This window comes from Agarivorans sp. JK6 (genome assembly GCF_045277145.1).
Lineage (GTDB): Bacteria > Pseudomonadota > Gammaproteobacteria > Enterobacterales > Celerinatantimonadaceae > Agarivorans > Agarivorans albus.
Window position 1 is genome coordinate 1092602 of the sequence record NZ_CP113525.1, and the last position, 19125, is coordinate 1111726.

General features: G+C 43.7%; 18 protein-coding genes and 3 tRNA genes. 13 read left to right on the forward strand and 8 right to left on the reverse strand.

Annotated features, from left to right (window positions below; all coding sequences use genetic code 11):
• Window positions 1–9 precede the first annotated feature (9 nt).
• From OV592_RS05145 to OV592_RS05165, 5 genes are all read right to left on the reverse strand, one after another.
• Entirely contained in the window at window positions 10–1032 is a 1023-nt protein-coding gene (locus tag OV592_RS05145) for an SMP-30/gluconolactonase/LRE family protein (RefSeq protein ID WP_406610632.1), read from the reverse strand.
• Window positions 1033–1255: 223 nt separating this feature from the next.
• Window positions 1256–1969, reverse strand: a complete 714-nt coding sequence (locus OV592_RS05150; protein ID WP_016403893.1) for a PEP-CTERM sorting domain-containing protein — start codon at window positions 1967–1969, stop codon at window positions 1256–1258.
• Between the two features lie 196 nt (window positions 1970–2165).
• Window positions 2166–2642, reverse strand: a complete 477-nt coding sequence (locus OV592_RS05155; protein ID WP_040307680.1) for a DUF4442 domain-containing protein — start codon at window positions 2640–2642, stop codon at window positions 2166–2168.
• 75 nt (window positions 2643–2717) lie between these two features.
• Window positions 2718–3872 (reverse strand): glyceraldehyde-3-phosphate dehydrogenase, encoded by a 1155-nt coding sequence (locus OV592_RS05160; RefSeq protein WP_406610633.1) that lies wholly within the window; start codon window positions 3870–3872, stop codon window positions 2718–2720.
• 147 nt (window positions 3873–4019) lie between these two features.
• Window positions 4020–4095, reverse strand: a tRNA-Phe gene (locus tag OV592_RS05165).
• Between the two features lie 430 nt (window positions 4096–4525).
• Between OV592_RS05165 and OV592_RS05170 the strand changes: the two genes are divergently transcribed.
• Entirely contained in the window at window positions 4526–4999 is a 474-nt protein-coding gene (locus OV592_RS05170; RefSeq protein WP_016403897.1) for an Lrp/AsnC family transcriptional regulator, read from the forward strand.
• Between the two features lie 25 nt (window positions 5000–5024).
• Here OV592_RS05170 and OV592_RS05175 read toward each other — a convergent pair whose 3' ends face one another.
• Entirely contained in the window at window positions 5025–5741 is a 717-nt protein-coding gene (locus tag OV592_RS05175; protein ID WP_016403898.1) for a DUF3581 family protein, read from the reverse strand.
• A 321-nt stretch (window positions 5742–6062) separates the two neighbouring features.
• On the opposite strand from OV592_RS05175, the gene OV592_RS05180 reads away from it, so the two are divergent.
• Window positions 6063–6572: a hypothetical protein gene (locus OV592_RS05180; RefSeq protein WP_016403899.1), complete on the forward strand. Its 510-nt coding sequence runs from the start codon at window positions 6063–6065 to the stop codon at window positions 6570–6572.
• Here OV592_RS05180 and yvcK read toward each other — a convergent pair.
• On the reverse strand, window positions 6553–7590 hold the full coding sequence (gene yvcK, locus OV592_RS05185; protein ID WP_016403900.1) for a uridine diphosphate-N-acetylglucosamine-binding protein YvcK: 1038 nt from the start codon (window positions 7588–7590) through the stop codon (window positions 6553–6555). The two genes, OV592_RS05180 and yvcK, sit on opposite strands and share 20 nt — an antisense overlap.
• Window positions 7591–7802: 212 nt before the next feature.
• Here yvcK and OV592_RS05190 point away from each other — a divergent pair, with 212 nt between their 5' ends.
• The 3 genes from OV592_RS05190 (at window position 7803) to OV592_RS05200 (ending at window position 9385) form a co-directional block, all read left to right on the forward strand.
• On the forward strand, window positions 7803–8618 hold the full coding sequence (locus OV592_RS05190; RefSeq protein WP_406610634.1) for a UDP-2,3-diacylglucosamine diphosphatase: 816 nt from the start codon (window positions 7803–7805) through the stop codon (window positions 8616–8618).
• Between the two features lie 124 nt (window positions 8619–8742).
• Window positions 8743–8818, forward strand: a tRNA-Thr gene (locus OV592_RS05195).
• Between the two features lie 123 nt (window positions 8819–8941).
• Window positions 8942–9385 carry a TerB family tellurite resistance protein gene (locus OV592_RS05200; protein WP_016403902.1) on the forward strand — a complete coding sequence of 148 codons (444 nt, stop codon included), beginning with the start codon at window positions 8942–8944 and terminating at the stop codon, window positions 9383–9385.
• A gap of 73 nt (window positions 9386–9458) precedes the next feature.
• Here OV592_RS05200 and OV592_RS05205 read toward each other — a convergent pair whose 3' ends face one another.
• Entirely contained in the window at window positions 9459–10916 is a 1458-nt protein-coding gene (locus OV592_RS05205; protein WP_406610635.1) for a methyl-accepting chemotaxis protein, read from the reverse strand.
• A 245-nt stretch (window positions 10917–11161) separates the two neighbouring features.
• On the opposite strand from OV592_RS05205, the gene OV592_RS05210 reads away from it, so the two are divergent.
• From OV592_RS05210 to OV592_RS05245, 8 genes are all read left to right on the forward strand, one after another.
• Window positions 11162–11237: transfer RNA gene (locus tag OV592_RS05210), tRNA-Trp, on the forward strand.
• Between the two features lie 217 nt (window positions 11238–11454).
• Window positions 11455–11664: a hypothetical protein gene (locus OV592_RS05215; protein ID WP_406610636.1), complete on the forward strand. Its 210-nt coding sequence runs from the start codon at window positions 11455–11457 to the stop codon at window positions 11662–11664.
• A 548-nt stretch (window positions 11665–12212) separates the two neighbouring features.
• Entirely contained in the window at window positions 12213–12779 is a 567-nt protein-coding gene (locus tag OV592_RS05220; protein WP_406610637.1) for an ankyrin repeat domain-containing protein, read from the forward strand.
• Window positions 12780–13040: 261 nt separating this feature from the next.
• The gene (locus tag OV592_RS05225; RefSeq protein ID WP_406610638.1) at window positions 13041–13436 is read left to right on the forward strand and encodes a hypothetical protein; all 396 of its coding nucleotides are present in this window, start codon (window positions 13041–13043) and stop codon (window positions 13434–13436) included.
• Between the two features lie 353 nt (window positions 13437–13789).
• Window positions 13790–15241 (forward strand): FAD-dependent oxidoreductase, encoded by a 1452-nt coding sequence (locus OV592_RS05230; protein WP_406610639.1) that lies wholly within the window; start codon window positions 13790–13792, stop codon window positions 15239–15241.
• A gap of 59 nt (window positions 15242–15300) precedes the next feature.
• Window positions 15301–15648 carry a RidA family protein gene (locus tag OV592_RS05235; protein WP_016403908.1) on the forward strand — a complete coding sequence of 116 codons (348 nt, stop codon included), beginning with the start codon at window positions 15301–15303 and terminating at the stop codon, window positions 15646–15648.
• 749 nt (window positions 15649–16397) lie between these two features.
• Window positions 16398–17639: an imelysin family protein gene (locus OV592_RS05240; protein WP_406610640.1), complete on the forward strand. Its 1242-nt coding sequence runs from the start codon at window positions 16398–16400 to the stop codon at window positions 17637–17639.
• 70 nt (window positions 17640–17709) lie between these two features.
• The gene (locus OV592_RS05245) at window positions 17710–19119 is read left to right on the forward strand and encodes a di-heme oxidoredictase family protein (RefSeq protein WP_406610641.1); all 1410 of its coding nucleotides are present in this window, start codon (window positions 17710–17712) and stop codon (window positions 19117–19119) included.
• Window positions 19120–19125: the final 6 nt, after the last annotated feature.

Below are 19125 nucleotides of genomic sequence, written 5' to 3' on the forward strand. Positions count from 1 at the left end.
CTAGTTTCATTACAACAGCGGCACCGACATTAGGGTGTCGTGAGCAGTAATAAACAGGTATTTTTCATCGGGCGACAGAGTACAGTTAGCGGTTAAACGTCCGGTACGTATTTTGGCAAGTACTTCCCCTTGAGGGGAGAACAACCACACTCCACCTGGCCCTGTGGCAAAGATGTTACCGCTAGAATGAACCGCCATCCCATCTGGTAAGCCTTGTTCTCCAGCTACACCAAGTAACGCTTTAGCGTTGTGAAATATCCGCTTGTTGCTAATACTACCGTCTAGGTTTACATCATAAGCTAACCAGCGTGGATGTTTGTCATCAGACACCGCCACAATTAAGGTTTTTTGGTCAAGCGTTAAGGCAATGCCATTTGGGAAGTTGACGCTGTTGTCTAGTAACTCAAGCTCGCCATCTTGGCTTAGACGATAGATCCCTTGAAAGTCTAATTCTTTGCGCGAGTCATTCATGCCTGAATTTAGTCCATAAGGAGGATCGGTAAAGTATAAGCTGCCATCGTTGTGGTAAACCGCATCATTTGGACTGTTTAAGCGCTTGCCTTGGTACTCGCCAGCCAGCGTAACAAATTTACTTTGAGGTTCGTTTAATGGGGCATCCATGAGTGCTACACGGCGGTCACCTTGTTGAAGTAGCACCAGCTGCCCCTGTGGGTTTAATAGCAAACCATTAGAGCCTTGCCCGTAGTCTCCTTCCTGTAGGCCAGTAGCACCTGAGTTTTCTAGGTAAAGCTCAGTACCTTTATTAGGTTGATACTTTACGATGGTGTTGTTGGGGATGTCGGAAAATAGTAAAAAACCATGTTGTTCAATCCATACAGGCCCTTCTGTCCAGCGATAGCCCTTTCCACGAATACTAATCTTGGCGTCTGCCGCAATAAATTGTTTTGCTTGTGGGTTAATCAACTCGATTGAGCCGGTTGTTTCCTCTGCATCGGCGATGGAGAGTTGATCAGAGGTAGTTGAACAAGCGCTAGCAAGCAAGCTAGCGGCTAAAACAAAGGCAGTTCTCATTTAGTATTCCTTTATATGATGAGCAATAAATACTTCTGGTTAACTAATTTGTTAAATTGGTTTTCCATTTTGTTGCTGTGATTCAAAGAATACAAGTTATTAACCTAAGTGTTTCTGCTTAAGTCTCGTTTTTGCCGCGCTTTTTTACTAAATCTCGCAAGATTACCTTAATAATTGGTTATCCACTGGGGGAGGGGAATAGGCGTTCAATGATCTTCTAAGCTTAAGCGGTTCGCTTTGAGCGTCGCTGGCTCAATAAAAGCAATACAAGCCCTAAGCTAATTAACCACCAAGTCTTCGGCTCCGGCACTGTTACAGGTGCTAAAGAGCGGCCGGTTAGTGCTTCGCGTTGAATACTTACCGTGTGGTTATCTGTCTCGAAGTTGCGACCAAAAAAGCGGATAGCGGTAATTTTGTCAGCATTGCTTTCGGCGAATAGATTAACGTAACCATAGGGTTCACGTTTGTTGCCTTTAACGCTAGTAGGGCTACCGTAATGGCCAGGTTCTAGCACAGCAGCATCAAGAATTTGGTTGGTTTTAAAGGACAACTGCTCAGACTGGGTGGTAATACTAAGTTGGTTTCCATTGTCTCCGGCACTCCACCAAAAACCAAAGTAGCCTACAGGCTGGTCAAAAATGAGCTGAACGGCACTTTTATTTGGAATAAATAAGTATTTACCTTCGCCATGTGCTCCACCATAAACGCCAAAATCAGCCACTTTGGCTTGGCCTTTATCTACCGAGTACTCTCCAAAGGCATTTTGGTAGCCATTGCTGAGTTGGGATGAAGTTAAATTGTCGAAGTTTTCTGTATAGCTAGGCCCACTTATTTGTGAGGTTTGGATGCCTGGAGCCTCAATAGTGTAAATAATGCCAGCATGGCTTGAGAAGCTAATACAAGCAGTGATAAATAAAGCATGCGATATAGATTTCATATAAACCTCGACAACTAAATTTAAGCGCTGTTTAGCGCGTAGTTAAGGTGTTATATCCAGTTTCGTGCCAATGTTTATAGTGCCTTTTATTACAAAGGCTTAGTGCCAAACAATGCTTGCTTCTAGCTTTATGGAGCGAGTTGCACTTAGCTGTTTGCAAATTGCAAAAGCCGGCTGAATACAGCCGACTATTGGTTTATTGGATGGCTTTTAAAGAGAGGGTTAGAGAAAACTTGGCCACTACTTCGTCGCCGCTAATAGAGGGGCAGGTAGCATTAATCGTTACGGCTTGGTTTACTCGCTCACCGCTTTGCATGGTTTGTTCTAGCATCTGGTCAATGAGCTTGCCGTCGGTACAACTAAAGATAACATCTGCTTCCGGGCGCTTTAAAAACTGCCCTTCAACCGCCTTAAACGCTAGCGATACTTTTTTACCATATTGTTCGGCTTTAGCAATCGCTAAGAAGCCTCCGGCTACGTCTGCGCCAACCGCTAAGGTTCCAAAGTACATACTGTTAAGGTGGTTTTTGGTTCGGCGTTTAAGGGGAATTTTAACAATAACCTTCTGTTCATCCATCTCAAGGATCTTAGGACGGCAGTACCAAATCAAGGGTACTTTGAACATACCAAACAAACTCAACATCAAGTTGGCTTTACGAACACTGGGAAGCATAACTTTTCCTTGTTTAAGAGGTCTTACCAGTAGAGCTTGTTGTTAACAAAAAGTCAACATTTGTTGTTTGGCGGATTAAAAATCTGACCAACCAGCGCCCACAATAAAGTGCAGGGTGGTATCTTCTGGGCCTCTGGCAACATCTATCCCGGTACGTAAATTAAAGCGCCTAGCCATTAGGTAACGAAAACCTAGGCCTTTAGCATAGCGGTTAGGCGTGTCACCTAGATTTTGCTCTGAGCTAAATGCTTGCCCAACACCGCCAAATACAACCGCAGACCAGCGTGCATCAAAGTCGTAGCGCAGCTCACCTTGTAAAGTCGCCATACGCTCGCCTTGGTAGCGCATAGCCGGTATGCCGCGCATATCAATAAAGGGCAGCGCATAATAAGGCGTATCGCCATGGGCGCTTGAGGCCGATAAACGCATAGAGCCTTGGAAGCTATTGCCTAGATAACTAAAGCCAGAAAACTCACCAGAGGCGATTGAATAATCATTGTCGCCGCCAAAGTAGTCAGCGTGTTTAGCGTAACTAATGTTGCCATACAGACCTTGGTTAGGGCTAAACGAGTTATCTCGAGTATCGTAGTTAAGCAACAAGCTTACTCCGCCATCTTTCATGCTCAACTGAGGCTTTAAGTAATCAGGCAGGTTGCCAATAGAAAACTCACTGTCACTATTTAAAAAGGTGTATTTGGCTCCAGCAAACCACGGGCTATCGCCCAAGCGAAAGCGGATTTGTTGCAGTAAGTAAGTACCTTTTAGATTAACTCTAATGGGAATGTCGCCAATTCCCCCTTCGCTGGGCAAGCGAAAGCTATCAATATTGGCATCTACACCCGCAATTGCACCAATGTAGCGAATACTGTCTTGCTTCCAAATGCCCATATGAAACGCCCCCGCACCTCGCGTGCCGTTTTCTGTCGCTAGCCCTAATAGACCTGACACACTAGGCGTAAGTTTAAGCGGGGCATTGGGATCATCCGGCTGTTCATTTTGCAGTTCTTCGTTTTCATGAAAAAACGCCAATACTAACCCACCGCCATAACCCACTGCGGGGTCGGTAATAATGATTGGAACCGGCAGAAAACCTACTGCGTTATCCATAAGCCATTGGCTAGCATCCATACGGCCGTCGGTAGGGTCAACAAACTGTTCGAAAAAATCAGCTTGGTTATGTCCAGAAGAAAGAACTAGCGGTAAAGCTAGGGCAAAAGAAGAAAGGCGCATATTTCATTCCTTGAAATAGTGGGCAATGTGATATCAAACACTTAGTTAGAGTTTAGCTATTCGCCAACTAAAGCGATAGCCTTTTGCGGTATTTAGTATGGAAAGCTAAAACGAAAAAAGCCTGCATAAATGCAGGCTTTTTAAAGGTGGTGCCCGGAGGCGGAATCGAACCACCGACACGAGGATTTTCAATCCTCTGCTCTACCGACTGAGCTATCCGGGCGACGGGCGCTATTAAACGAATTTTGCCGGTTTAAGTCAACCGAAATCAGTAAAAAAAATGAAATAATTGAGCTTCGATTAAATGGCACACAATAACTGGCAAAAGAATAAACAAAAAGGTGGCCTAAGCCACCTTTAGATAGTTTGGATACTTAAGTGATGGGTTTCACTGTTCTCTGTACTGGCAAAGGGTAAATGCCGATTAGAGTGGGGCTAGTTAACGTGGTGAGCAAACTATTGGCTAGCAAATGGGTATATTTGTTGCCGTTCCCGAGTATTTTTCACTGTGATAAGTATATTTAATATAAAAGGGTGAGTGTTTGTCTATATTGCGTATTTTTAGAGTTTGTTGGCAATGATTGTTGTAGTTTGGATTTATTTGGGGTGAAATAAACCAAGGTTGAAATGATGCTTAAATTTGGAGGTAAGTAATGCGCCTTGATCGCACCGATAGAAAGATTTTAGATTTGATGCAGAACAATGGGCGAATTAGCAATTTAGAGTTAGCTGAGCAAGTTGGTTTATCTCCGTCACCGTGTTCACGGCGGGTAAAAGCCTTGGAAGATGCTGGGCTCATTGCTAAACACGTTACCTTACTTAACGAAAAAAAGCTCAACCTAAACCTTACCGCTTATATTCATATCTCTATGGATAGGCATACTCCAGAGCGCTTCGAAAATTTTCAAAAAATTATTAGTGCCTATGAAGAAGTGATGGAGTGCGCATTAGTTACTGGCACCGATGCAGATTACCAGCTTAAAGTTGTAGTAAGAGATATGGAGCATTATCAGGCGTTTTTGTTGGGCAAACTAACTCGGATAGAAGGGGTTACTGGCGTGCGCTCTAGCTTTGTGCTGCAGCAGGTGTTTAGCCACACAGCCTTGCCTTTATCGCAGATAAAATAAAAGCGCCGATTGGCGCTTTAGTTGTTTACGCTTGTTGGCGTTTTAAGAAGGCCTGGCGGCATCCTTCGTAGTTATCAATTAGCATGTCACTTTCGGCTTTTTCGTACGGGAGCAAGCTGCCTAGTACCATGCGTTTTTGACCTTTGCCGATAACTTGACCATCTTCGCTGATAGTAAATTTAAGTAAGGCTACGCCGCGTTTACCATTGGGAATAAACTCACCGCCAACAAACTCTAAATGTGGAGAGCGAGTTGGCAATTGCTCGAAATGTAGGCTCATGTTTTCGTAAATCACTAGCGGGCGCTTACGATTCAGCATTAAGCCTTGTTCTTCGAGTAGGGGGACTAATATGTGTGGGAAATTACGCCCAGAGAAACGCACATAGTCAGCAATAATATCGCCAATAATCTCAGCATCTTTTAGGTTTTCACCGCTGCGTTCCAATTGCAGATATTCTTTGCCGTTGTTATCTACGAGTAAGCAGTGTTGTTCTTGTTGTTCAATACTTAGTGGTACGCCATCGGTAACCATGCCGGCAAAGGTAAATTGCATGTCTTGGCTTAAACCAAGCTCGTTTAGCATAACTGAGAATAACAAATCACCAGGGACACAGAAACGCGAAGAGTCTGCATCGTGAATGGCATTAAAGTCGTTGGCGACGCCTTTGGCAAAATCACAAGCTTGTTGTCTGCTAAATACAAACTGTTGATCTTCGCGACTAAAATATTGGTTTAAATTCATAACTCACTTTCTTTGCATGATGCGGCGAGCGGCGATTTTAGCAAATATTAATAGAAGGGTGGTCATATCAGTATAAAAAGTTTTTTTTACGTTTTTTCGAATGCAAATATTCTAGCCCCAAACTGGTGCTTTTTACTAAGCAACTCTTTTCACTGAACTAATTAATTTTATCCACAAGGACACCCTCCTTTAAATTGATTTATTTATCAAAAAAGAGCTTTGCAAGCGATTAAATCTGCCCTACCTTTAAAGTGAGAAAAGAAAGATTGGTGGCAAAATAAAGCGTTTTTGCGTTTTGTTGATAAACCATAGGCACATGGAATGAGCGAGCAAGCTATGGCGAAAAAGTCACGCTATTGGGGAAGTATTGTACTAGGCGCAGTTATTGTTCTAGTAAGCGGCGCAACCACTTGGGTAGCGTTGTTTGATAAAGCTGCTCCTTCTTATCAGCTAAGCTTCATGTTCCATCGCCCTGATGGAATGACAACCGTGAATGTAGATTGTGAGAATCTGCATTATTCTATTCGTCAAACCTACCATAAACAGGACAATGCTAGTGAAGCGGTGCAACAGCTGTCGATGTTGGTTTGCTCAGATATTTATGCGCTACTGCAGCAAGTACCTAAGCAACTGGCTTCGCCATACTCGGGAGAGCACCGTTCAGAAAAGCTGATACGTTGGACCCAAGGTGACAATGAATGGCAGTGGCGTTGGCAGGATAAATACGACCCGTCATTACGTCCGGTATTTACTCAGCTGGATGATTTGATGCGCAGAATGCCTGACTCAGCCTTAGCGGGCGGAGCCAATATTAACCCTCAGTTCCGCTAGCCTTTACCAGCGACAAGGTTTGGCTGTCTAAACTACTAAGGTAGGGCAGCAAGGCGTTGGCAAGTTTCTCTGAATCGTGGCGCACTATGTCGCTGTCTTCATCAATTAAGTCGGCATAAATTAGCTGATATTTGTTACCAATAGCTTCTAGATCATCAACCGCTACTACTTGCGCGCGCTCCAGGTTGTAGTTAGCTATCATTTCGTCACTGGGTATATGGTTATTCACCACAACAGCATCTAGAGGGCGACCTAAGTAGTGCTCTAAATCCGAAATAAAGTGCTCTAGATTATAACCGTCGGTCTCACCAAACTTAGTCATAATATTGCTTACATACACAAGCTTAGCTTTGCTGCTTTTTATCGCTTCCTTAACGCCCGGTACTAATAAATTAGGAATAATGCTGGTAAATAGATCGCCAGGGCCTAATACAATCGCCTCAACGGTGTTGATGCGCTCAATCACTGGTGGATAAACTCGCACTTGTTCAGCGTGATGAGGAACTAAAAATACATTGGCTATTTTTTCTCGTTGATCGCCGCGAGGCAAATCGATGGCACTCTCACCAAAAATACGTTCACCGCTGGTAAGTTCCGCCACTAAGGTGGACTTATCAATGGTGACCGGCAAAATCTCACCTTCAACGTCAAGCATTTGCGCTAAGCCTTGAATACCCTCCGAAAAAGAACCGCTGTATTGCGAGAGCATGGTAAGCAGCATGTTACCGGCACTATGACCAGACAAACGCTTGCCTTTGGTAAATCGTTTTAACAAAAGCTTACGGGCTAATTCTCGATAGGGAGAGAGGGCTAATACACATTTAAGAATATCCCCAGGTGGCAAAATGCCTAGTTCATCACGCAGGCGGCCGGTGCTTCCGCCACTGTCGGTCATCGATACAATGGCGCTAATCGCTAGGTGATCTGCATCTCTAAGAGCCGATAACAATACAAAGTGACCGCTTCCGCCGCCAATGGTGGCAATTGATAATGGGCGTTGTGGGGAATTAGATCTCACTATCTACTCCGTGATGGTTATGCATTCCAATTAACTAGATTAAGCGCTACTAAATCCTAAGTACTCTCACTAGCCTAATTGAGTTTAGTACACTAAACAAAGCCTCTTAGCTTAGCAATGATAATTCTGTCATGGTCTTGACATCAAAGCGTCACTTTTTGGTCAAATATGCCTTTTAGATTAGCCATAACAGGGATGATGTGGCGTAAGTAATGACAACAAAACAGATCTATCAAAGCCTATGGCTCTCAGATATTCACCTGGGTTGTAAAGATTGCAAGGCAGAAATGCTACTGCAGCTACTACAACAAACTAAAGCCAAGCGAATTTTTTTGGTGGGAGACATTGTTGATGTATGGGCGTTAAAGCGCCGGGTATATTGGCCAGAGTCTCACAACCAAGTACTGCAATACTTGATGAGTTTGGCTAAATCCGGTTATGAGCTGGTGTACATTCCCGGCAATCATGATCAACTGTTTAAGGCTTATCACGGCATGGATCTCGCCGATGTGAAAGTGAGCAAACAGTACCGCTATACCAGCATTACCGGTAAACAAATTTTGATGGTGCATGGTGATCAGTTCGACGAAGAAGTCTGTTTTGGCCGTTTTTACGCCAAGTTGGGCGATCACCTTTATGACTTCTTACTATTTCTAAACCGCTCTTCGAGCAAAATTCGCCATGCGCTGGGTTATCCCTATTGGTCGTTGGCGGGGTATATCAAGTCTAAAATTGCCAAAGCCACCGAGGCTATCGCTCGCTATCGCCAAGCAGTGGTGAATGAGGCTGTGCGCCAAGGAGTAGATGTGGTGATATGTGGGCACATTCATCACCCTGAGCTAAGTGAGCAACAGGGCGTTGTATATGCTAACGATGGTGATTGGATTGAAAACTGCACCTTACTGTGTGAAACCATGGATGGTCAGCTGCAATTACGCCGCTGGGACGACCGTTTAAAAACAACAGTGGAACTTGAATCGATTAACCTTGCTGAGCCTCAAGTACTAAGTGCTGAAAAAGTAGCTTAATTGGTTATTAAATTGGCAGTTGTGCGCGGATTAAAAATTTTTTCACTCTGGCCGTTGACAAGCACTGTGAAAATCCGTTTAATAGCGCTCGCTCGATACAGCGTATCAGCAGTACCAACAGTGTGCCGATTTAGCTCAGTTGGTAGAGCAACTGACTTGTAATCAGTAGGTCGCCAGTTCGACTCCGGCAATCGGCACCATCCTTTTTAAGCCTCGTCTTATGACGGGGCTTTTTCATTTCTAACACTTGCTTGTTGGTTATTTGGCATTTTGCTTGGGCTAGTTTATTCTGCTTTTCTTCAAGAGTATAAAGAGGAAGGCGCATGCTTAAAGCCCTTAAAGAGTTCTTGCAGGCCACGCTAGAGACTAGCAGCGAGGGTGAGTTACCCAATGTAGAACTCGCAGCAACCACCCTACTAGTGCAGTTAAGCCAGAGCGATAACCAACAAAGTAATGCCGAAAATGCGGTGATACTGCGTAAAATAAAGCGGCTTTTTGAGCTAGATGACAAAGAAGCTGAGAATTTATTTTTGCAGGCGCAAACTCAAGCAAATCAAGCCATCTCGGTATTTGACTTTACCCGTCATGTTAAAGAGTTGGACTACCAATTGCGTTACCAGTTTACCGAAGCACTGTGGAAGGTGGCCTACGCAGACGGCGTTATCGATCCGCAAGAAGAGGCACTTATTCGCCAAGTGTCTGATCTAATCTACCTTAGCCATAGTGACTTTTTAAAAGCCAAAATGTCGGCTCAGCCTTCTGCTTAACGGCCCAGAGCGGCATTCAACTAAGCCAAAAAACTCATACTTAGTTATTGTTGGTATGAGTTTTTATAGAGTGTTAAAGCTCGCTGCGAGCTACGGTTTGATGAAGCTGCTCTGCCATGCCCTCTAATTGAGTGGCAATGCCGGTAAGCTGTTCGGTATTGTCTAATAATGCCGAACTGCTCTGTGAATTATGCTGACTAAAGCTCGACACCTCTGAGCTGGCATTAATTACCTCTGCTACGGTTTCTGCTTGTTGTTGCATTACCGCAGCCATCTGAGCCACTCCATCAAAAATATCCTGCACCAAGCCAATGATGCTATGCAGAATTTCACCGCTTTGCTCAACCACCTTATAACCTTGCTGAACGTCGGCAGAACAGGTTTCCAACAAACCACGAATTTGTTGGGTAGACTGGCTACTCCGCTGGCTGAGCTCGCGAACTTGGTCGGCCACCACAGAAAAACCTCTACCATGCTCACCCGCTCTAGCAGCCTCAATAGCAGCATTTAAAGCTAACAGGTTAGTTTTATTAGCAATGTCGCTAATCAAGTCGGTGACGCTGTTTATTTGCTGGTTACTACTAAGAATTTTTTGCATCGACTGTTCGGTTTGGTTAATCGCCAGAGCGCTTTGCTCTGCATTGCCAGAAGCTTGTTGCGAGAGCGACAATAGCTGCGACGTTGAGTGATTAGCTTGCGCTAACACCTGTTCCATGTGCGCCAAATTTTGATTAATTTGAGAAATAGATTGATGCTGGTGGGCAGAGCTTTGGGCAATTTGAGCTGCTTTATTATTCATCTGTTTTACGGTGTTCGACATATCGCTGGCAGAGCTAACTAATTGTGTAGAGCTATCACTAGCGTGTTCAACCACCTGTTGAAGTTGTAGTTTGGATTGCTCTGAAGCCTGCATCATATCTTGATTACTCAATTGCGCTTGCTTTGCTTGCTCAAAGGCATGGTCACGTAAACCTAGCGCATAGTTTTGTCCTAGCCATAACAATATCAAGGGCAGCAAGAAACCAGAGAATAGCTCAATGGTCATAGCACGCGCTGGTAATTGCATTTGCGGGAACTGCATCCCCGTGTAGTCGGCCCATAACATCACCAAGCCAATGCTAAATAAAACGCCGGTCCAAAGGTTTCCCCAAAAACGATTACTTGCCAAATAGCTTAATAAGGAAAGGGTAGGCAGCCAAAAGATATGCGGCGAGTGCAATAAGCCACCAGATTGATAAACAATGTTCATGGCATGCAGCGCCATGCCAGCTAACGCTATATTGGCTACTATAAGGTAGTGCCAACCAATGCGTAACATAGTGCTGGCGAGTAGGGTGCTAGCGATTAAAGCTAAGGAACTGATTATGAGATCGCTATGGGCATATTTTTGCCACTTAAATGCGCTATATATTCCCACTATCAAGCCAAAAAATAAGTAAAACAGCAAGGTTTTTACCGCTTGTAGGTGTTCGTCTTTAACCTTTGTTCTAGGTTTAAAGACACTGGCAAATATCTCAACTGGGTTTAGCATAATTAGGCTCTTGTTATCCTTAACAGGTCTGTCCACTTTGATGCTGCCCTTGGCTTAACAACTTTGCAACATGCTAAAAAAAGAACTGTGCGTGAGTTAAAAAATAAACAAGCTGATTTTTGTTTGAATTTTCGACACTTTAGCGGGTTTTATCTGCAAATTGTTGGTTCTTTGTGCGCTTGAACAAAAGCACACGATAAACCCTTTACCTTTATACTGGCTTATGTATAATTCGCTTCCGTTGCAGGGGCGTAGTTCCAATGGCAGAACGTCGGATTCCAAATCCGAATGTTGGGAGTTCGAATCTCTCCGCCCCTGCCAAATTTTAAAGGCCAGCTAATTAGCTGGCCTTTTTCGTTTCTGCGTTGTTCATACGCTTCTCTCAAGCTGCCGCTATCAATTTTTTTCACATACTTCCTTTTTTGCTTTTTATCACAATTAATCTAAGAGTCAGTTAAAAGCTTTGGCTTTAGGGTTACTATTCATCAACATAAGATTATATGGGTGTCCTTATTTTTGCTAGAAGGCTTAAAGAGAGATGATTGACAAACGAGCATCAATTAGAAATAAGTTAAAACAGCAATGGGAAAGGCGTTTTTCTGATGGTTTACTTGCTGATTACTTGCAAGGTACACCCTATTTCCCTTACTCGATGAATAGAGACCATACTAAAGCTGATAATTTCCGCTACAAGCAAGATCGGTCGGAGACTTGTTTTGTACAAATTATTCCGCTTATCGAAACATAATAATTGGAATACACTTGAACTAATTGAAGTTGCTTTCAATAAACTTAAAGAACGAGACAAATATGCGTTATTAGTGTCGCTGGACGAGCTAACTAGTATTATTAGGGTTGAGTATGAAGTTGATGTAAAGAACGGCGATGTTCCTGATATAAGTTTTATAAAGGATGTCTGTACGTTAGCGTCATTTTTCTATAATGAACTGTCATCTTTATCTGTGAACGATTTTCAACTAGATGATTATTATTATGAGTTTGTTGCAAAAAATTGCGTTATCAAGAACGTTGAGAAACTTAAGTTAGATATTGGGTCTAATATTGAATTTATCACAGGCGTAAAGCTACACCAGGGCATCTATTAAACGCTACTAAGGGCTTAGTTGTGGCCGATTTTTGTCAGCTACCTTTCACATACTTCCTTTTTTGCTTTTTATCACAATTAATCCAAGAGTCAGTTAAAAGCTTTGGCTTTAGGGTTACTATTCATAAAAATAAACTTATATGGGTGTCCTATTATTTTCATGGTAAAGATGCACAACAGAGGTAATGTTAATGACAGGAAAAAGTACAGCGGCAAAAATTGTTGATGCGATACGCAATGAAAATGTAAAACAAATTAGGTTGCTGTTTGAGGCTGAACCTAATCAGATTCACTATAACACTCCATTCGGGGGCCAAACTTGGTTGGGGTATGCTGCTTTTATTGGGAAATTAGAATCGTTAAAGGAACTGGAGAAATTAGGGATAGGTATTAATCGTGATGATAATCGTGAAGGTATCAAACCTATTGCTCGCGCCGCTTCTGATGGGCATGAAAAGGTTGTCCAGTACCTGTTATCAAGAGGTGCAGACCTAGATACTCATTTATCTGTATGTAACCCTTTGTTCTCAGCTATTCTAGGTAAATCATTGCCTTGCATACAATTGTTACTAGATGCGGGAGTTGACTCAGAGGTAAGGTATAATTCTGACACCATGCAAAACATGGATGCACTTGCATTTGCTTTAATGAGAGGGTGTACTGACGGAGCAGAGTTAATTGCGAGACATATTGCTAAGAAACGAGATTTGCATATCGATGAATTAATGTCTGCAGCAAAAAAAACTGCAGAAAAATAAAAGGACACCCATAAATTCGTTAAATAAAAATAGAGGTGGGATTCCTGAAAGATGGAGCGAAAATGTTGATTTGGATGAAGTTGTAGCAGCTGATCCAGAAAAGTTTTTATAATATGATTATATGGGTGTCCAATTATTTCTGTAGAAGGAACTTCTGGAACGGTACGTTTTACGAATCCTGAAACCGGAACTAGGGTTTTTGTGAAAACTGAAACTAATGAGATTACTGGCATACAACCCGGGACATTTAAAGACTAGGCTATGTATATTACAACTGTTGACTTATCCGTTCCTGTTTATGGTGTAGAAACTAAGGATTTATACACTTCGTTGATTCCTGTTAATATTGGGTTTAGTACTTGTGTTTGGATTACTGCTAAAGGTGAACTCGCAGAGATTGAGGCGATAGATCCCGTAATGGTTGCTAAACACCCAAGTGGATTTATTGGTCCTGAATGTAATGACTACCGATGGGATTTAATACCTGCTAATTGTCATGATAAGGAAGTTTTAGTTTGTAATGATGATATTTCTATTTCTTTCTTTTGGGGGGGCTATGAACAGCAAATGGAGTCCTATGAGTGTAATGATAATGCTACTATTTTTGTGTTTGAAGGGAATCTAACCGGAATTAAAGTAAATAAAATAAAAGGGTAAGAGTTACTTTATATTTTCTACACCAAGGTAAACATATTGCTTTAGGTGATGAAATGGCTCGAAAACTTCGTGTTTCCTAGCCCGGTGTGGCGGAGCACATCATTCAGCGCGATAATAATCGGCAAGTTATTGTTGCCAATGACGAAGATATGCGAGCCTATGTTACTTGGTTAAAGCAAAATGGTCTTAGTTCTCCAAACCTCATACCTCCTGTTTGGCTATGCGAACCTCTTTACTCGATTTATCTGTAGCTTAGCTCTGCTCTATTAGGGCAAATTCTGTTTCATTGTTACTGATCGACAGTTAGAATATTCACGTTATAGTTTTTTTCTTTAGCGGATGAAATTTTAGTGATGCAAATGCACCCAGTGACGGCGACCTCTTCTGTTTCGCCTCTAGTCGCCGTAGTAGGTGGTGGAATTGCCGGCAGCGCAGCAGCCCTCAAGCTGGCTGAGCTTGGCGCCAAGGTTAGCCTGTTTGAAGCAGGGCCCAGTTTAGTGAACGGGCCGCCAGCTTGTCATTTACATGCCGGTGGTAACCTGTATCGAGAAATCTCCGATGAACAGTGTTTAAAGCTACTTGAGCAATCTATTCATACCTTGCGGGTATTTCCGCACGCTGTTAACCAGCGCCCTACGGTTATTAGTGTGCCACTTAATGACCCCGGCGAGCCAGAAGCATTACTCCCCCGTTTACGCAAGGTGCAAGCTCATTACGCTGCACTTATTGAACAAGACCCTGCCAATCAAAAACTAGGCCCAGCTGAAGATTATTATCGCCTTTACAGCCGTGAACAATTAGAGGCACTGGCCAAGCAAGAGTTAGTCGCTCAGCCACAAAGCCCAGACGAGTGGATGATTCCGGTTGCCAAAAACTTAGATTTATCGGCCTTTAAGTTTCCCTTTGTACAGGTGCAGGAATACGGCTTAAGCCTGTTGCGTATTGCCGCCACGGTTAAGTTAGCCAGTGAGCGCTTGCCCAATTGCCAAGTGTTTACCCAATCTAAAGTCACGCACATAGAGCTACTGCCAGGTGCTACACCGCGTTGGCGGGTGGATTACAGCAGCCCGCAGGGTAGCCATAGCATAGAGGTGGATTACCTCATTAACGCTTGTGGATATCGCAGTGGCAGTATTGACGATATGGCCAAGCTAAGCCGTAGCCGAATGGTTGAGTTTAAGGCTGCATATTTGGCCACTTGGCCAAATCCACAAGGGCGCTGGCCCGAGTTAATCGTTCATGGAGAGCGCGGTACGCCAAATGGTATGGCGCAGTTAACCCCCTATCCAGATGGCTTGTTTCAGCTGCATGGCATGACCGACACCGTAACCTTGTTTAAAGGCGGCTTGGTTAGCTCCAGCGAAAGCAGTGCCCAACCAGAGCTAGATGCAAGCTTAAGTCGCAAGTTAACCCAAGGTTGGCAAGCTGAAGAAGTAGAACAACGCACTGCCGAGGCGGTAAAACATATGTCGCGCTACTTACCAAGCTTTAGCAATGCCAAGGTGGCTGGTCGGCCTTTATTTGGTGCCCAGCAAATACCAGGTAGTGACCCAAGTTTACGCGCAGCTAGCGTTTCCTTTGATAAGGCCCACTATGCACGTACCGAGATTGTAAAGTTCTCTTCGGCCTTAAGTGCTGCTGAGCAAATTATTGAAAACATACGAGAGCTAGGCCTACTTAGCCCTGCTGCTTGCGGCGATCTCAATACCTTACAGAGTACTCAGGGTTTGGCCTATCAACAGGTGTTAACATTAGCGGAACAGTTAGCAGAACAACGTAACTATCCACTGTCTTTGGCGCGTTAAGCGCTATGATTTAATAATGTGAAGGCTAGCGATGCTAGCCTTTTTTATAAGGAGCAAACATGTCTATTCAACATTTCGAGAGCAAAGCGCGAATGAGTCGCGCAGTGGTGCATAACAATACCGTTTATCTATGTGGCCAAGTGGCTAAAGACACCAGCCAAGGGATTGCCGAACAAACCCGTACCACTATAGAAAAAGTAGAAGAGCTGTTGGCAACGGTTGGTTCCGATAAGTCAAAGTTGCTAAGCGTGACTATTTACGTGCGCACCATGGATGATTTTGCCGAAATGAATAAAGTGTGGGACGCTTGGATAGCCGATGTTACTCCGCCAGCACGAGCATGTGTGCAAGCCCATATGGCGCGAGAAGAGATACTGGTTGAGATGTCGGTAACTGCAGCCGTTTAATCAGCGGTAAGTTAGCTTTGAGAACAAGGCTGAGCCTAAAGAAGTGAGCCTGTTACGGGCATAGCTGTTGAAATAATTTTAGTAAGCGAGTTAATCTGGGTACTGATTAACTCGCCAGAATGTCTTAATTTATTCTATCTAGTACCAGCGCAAATTTTTCTGGGATTTGGTTGCGCTCTTTCAAGTTATAGACACTGTTTAACGAACAATTGGCTTTCATCGCAAATACCGAAGGTGGGATTCCTTTTTTGCGTAATGCTTTCCAAAACTGCTTTCCATTAAGCGTGCTCATACTCTTTTTTACCCTCATTTAAGTGTGTGAACTAATACCAATCGTACTAAATAACTGTTCATTCTATCTGGTTAAAACTCTCGATAACTGCGTTAGGATTTTTGATTGTAGAATAACTACTTATCGAAAAATCCTGCCTTATTCTCGAGTATTTTCCCTGCGTTATTTCTGAACACTTTCTTAGTGTAATTGGTATAAATCATTAGAACGGGAAATGTTGCCAAATAGTTCATAAAGGCTTAGCAACCTTTCCTACTCACCAGATGCTGAATTTCTCATGCGCGGGTATTTAACGAGAATTATATGACAACTTAATTACATCAATATGGTGATTTTGTGCTTTGTTAAATGGCGCTACTTTTTATTAATTTTTACAAAATGACATATTTTTGTTTACTTATTATCAATGATAAAGATAATGAGAATAATTATCATGTGTGTTTTGAAAGGGATGGCAATGCGCTTATTTAAAGTAGTAGTAGGTTCAACAGTATTGTTGGCAAACGCATCATTTGCAGATGTAAAACAAGATCAAGTAGTAGAGCATTATGCAGAGTTAGCTCATGCAGTGTTTAGTGATTCGCACGCCAGTGCTTTACAGCTACAGCAAGCAACGCAGAAGCTTATTGAAGCGCCTTCAGAAAAAAGTTTATTAGCAGCGAAAGACGCTTGGAAAGTGGCTCGCGTGTATTACCAGCAAAGTGAAGTATTTCGTTTTGGTAACCCAATTGTTGACGACTGGGAAGGGCAGCTTAATGCTTGGCCTTTAGATGAAGGCTTAATTGATTACGTTGCCGCCGATTACCAATACGAGCTTGGTAACCCTGGCGCTACGGCAAATATTGTTGCCAACACTAGCCTGCAAGTAGGTGAAGACAAAGTTGATTTAAGCAACATCACTCCAGAGCTATTGGCTTCTTTAAATGAGTTAGCGGGTTCTGAAGCTAACGTTGCTACTGGCTACCACGCGGTAGAATTTTTGTTGTGGGGTCAAGATCTGCATGGCACCAAAGCGGGAGCGGGTGAGCGCGCTTATACTGATTTTGCTAAAGGCGATGCCTGTACTAATGGGAACTGTGAGCGACGCGCCGCATATCTAAGCGCTGTAACTCAGCTATTAGTTGATGACTTGGCTTGGATGAGCAAGCAGTGGGCTAAAGGTGGCGAATACCAGCAGCAGCTAGTGGCAGAACCAAGTGAACAAGCGCTACGCCGTATGATGTTTGGCATGGGCAGCTTGTCTTTAGGCGAGTTAGCAGGCGAGCGTATGAAGGTAGCCTTAGAAGCTAATTCAACCGAAGATGAGCACGATTGTTTCAGCGACAATACGCACAACTCTCACTTCTACAATAACCAAGGTATTAGCAATGTTTACTTTGGCAGCTTTGAGCGTTTAGATGGTTCAACCTTAACTGGTCCAAGCTTAGCTGAGTTAGTTGCCCAAAAAGACCCAAGTGTTGCAAAGAGCAACAAGAAGATGTTTGAGCAATCTATGGCAGAAACAGCCAAATTGGTAGCGAGCGCCGAGCAACAAGGCGTATACTTCGACCAACTTATTGCTGCTAGCAATAGTGATGGCCACGCTCTAATTAATGGCACTATATTAGCCTTGGTTGAACAAACCCGCGCTATTGAAGCTAGCGCCAAAGTATTAGGTATAGACAACCTAAACCCAGATACTGCAGATCACGAGTTCTAATTTGAGCTTGTTTATTTAAGGGAGCTTAGGCTCCCTTTTGTGCTTTCTGAAGTACCATTCTATGGAGAGAGTGAGTGTGAAATTTAACCCAACAAAAACAATAATAATTACTGTAGCGGCTGTGTTTTGCTCGGCGGTGTTAGCCAACCCCAAAAAGCCGGGCGGTGATACAACAACGCCCCAAATTGATGCCAACGCGTTTTCTATGCCGGCTGCGAATTTAGGTTTTGAAGGTCGGCTTAACTTTAGTACTGGTAACAGCTTTTTCCGTAACCCTTGGGTTGTAGCTCCAGCTACCACTATCGCCCGAGATGGCTTAGGTCCTTTGTTTAATACCAATGGTTGTCAAAACTGCCACATTAAAGATGGTCGAGGCCACCCTGCACCGGTTGGGGCAAGTAATGCTGTATCGATGTTGGTGCGGATTAGTATTCCTGCAGAAACAGAGGATCAAAAAGCCCTAGAAGCTCAAAACGGCGTAGTGCCAGAGCCTACTTATGGCGGGCAAATTCAAGACCAAGCCATACCCGGTGTTGCCGCAGAAGCGCGGGTTCGCTTTGCCTATACCGATAAACCTTTTAAGTTTGCCGACGGCAGCAGTATTGTATTACGCCAACCACAGTTGATTGTTGACCAGCTAGGCTATGGCGAGATGCACCCCAATACGATGTTTTCTCCGCGTATTGCTTCACCGATGATAGGTTTAGGTTTACTTGAAAGCATTAGTGCCGAAGACATTTTAGCCAATGCCGATCCTGAGGATAGCAATAACGACGGTATTCGAGGTGTGGCTAACCAAGTGTGGGACGCTCAACTACAAACCTTTAATTTAGGCCGCTTTGGTTGGAAAGCAGGACAACCTAGCTTGATGCAGCAAAACGCTGCAGCATTTAACGGCGACATTGGCATTACCAGTTTAATGTTCACTAAAGATCATTGTACTGCTGCGCAACAGGATTGTTTAAACGCCACCTCTGGAGTCGATCCAGATGGTTCGGAAGTGAGTGATAAACTGCTTGGTTTTGTTGAGTTTTATACCCAGCATTTAGCGGTGCCTAAACGCCGTATTAAGGATGCTGAACAAGTTGAATTAGGTGATAAACTGTTTAGCCAAGTTAACTGCGACAGTTGCCACAAACGCAGTTTTACCACGGCAAAACGTGAACAATTGCCGGCATTAAGTGAGCAGCTTATTTACCCGTATACCGATATGCTGTTGCACGATATGGGGCCAGACTTGGCCGATGGTCGTGGCGAGTATTTGGCTAGCGGCCAGCAATGGCGAACCCCTCCACTATGGGGCGTAGGGCTTACCGAAACGGTAAATGGCCATAGCCAACTATTACATGATGGGCGTGCGCGTAATGTTACCGAAGCGATTGTATGGCATGGCGGCGAAGCCGAAGCAGCAAAACAAGCTTTTGCTAACTTGAATCAGTCGCAGCGCGAAGCGCTAGTGGCTTTTGTGAATTCATTGTAAGGACGA

Excerpts from the sequence above, each read along its gene's own strand:
- OV592_RS05215 (WP_406610636.1), top strand. The coding sequence starts at position 11,455 with ATGATTGACAAACGAGCATCAATTAGAAATAAGTTAAAACAGCAATGG.
- OV592_RS05235 (WP_016403908.1), top strand. The coding sequence starts at position 15,301 with ATGTCTATTCAACATTTCGAGAGCAAAGCGCGAATGAGTCGCGCAGTG.
- OV592_RS05230 (WP_406610639.1), top strand. The coding sequence starts at position 13,790 with ATGCAAATGCACCCAGTGACGGCGACCTCTTCTGTTTCGCCTCTAGTC.
- OV592_RS05220 (WP_406610637.1), top strand. The coding sequence starts at position 12,213 with ATGACAGGAAAAAGTACAGCGGCAAAAATTGTTGATGCGATACGCAAT.
- OV592_RS05205 (WP_406610635.1), bottom strand. The coding sequence starts at position 10,916 with ATGCTAAACCCAGTTGAGATATTTGCCAGTGTCTTTAAACCTAGAACA.
- OV592_RS05150 (WP_016403893.1), bottom strand. The coding sequence starts at position 1,969 with ATGAAATCTATATCGCATGCTTTATTTATCACTGCTTGTATTAGCTTC.
- OV592_RS05200 (WP_016403902.1), top strand. The coding sequence starts at position 8,942 with ATGCTTAAAGCCCTTAAAGAGTTCTTGCAGGCCACGCTAGAGACTAGC.
- OV592_RS05175 (WP_016403898.1), bottom strand. The coding sequence starts at position 5,741 with ATGAATTTAAACCAATATTTTAGTCGCGAAGATCAACAGTTTGTATTT.
- OV592_RS05160 (WP_406610633.1), bottom strand. The coding sequence starts at position 3,872 with ATGCGCCTTTCTTCTTTTGCCCTAGCTTTACCGCTAGTTCTTTCTTCT.
- OV592_RS05170 (WP_016403897.1), top strand. The coding sequence starts at position 4,526 with ATGCGCCTTGATCGCACCGATAGAAAGATTTTAGATTTGATGCAGAAC.
- OV592_RS05190 (WP_406610634.1), top strand. The coding sequence starts at position 7,803 with ATGACAACAAAACAGATCTATCAAAGCCTATGGCTCTCAGATATTCAC.
- OV592_RS05145 (WP_406610632.1), bottom strand. The coding sequence starts at position 1,032 with ATGAGAACTGCCTTTGTTTTAGCCGCTAGCTTGCTTGCTAGCGCTTGT.
- OV592_RS05180 (WP_016403899.1), top strand. The coding sequence starts at position 6,063 with ATGAGCGAGCAAGCTATGGCGAAAAAGTCACGCTATTGGGGAAGTATT.
- OV592_RS05225 (WP_406610638.1), top strand. The coding sequence starts at position 13,041 with ATGTATATTACAACTGTTGACTTATCCGTTCCTGTTTATGGTGTAGAA.
- OV592_RS05155 (WP_040307680.1), bottom strand. The coding sequence starts at position 2,642 with ATGCTTCCCAGTGTTCGTAAAGCCAACTTGATGTTGAGTTTGTTTGGT.
- OV592_RS05240 (WP_406610640.1), top strand. The coding sequence starts at position 16,398 with ATGCGCTTATTTAAAGTAGTAGTAGGTTCAACAGTATTGTTGGCAAAC.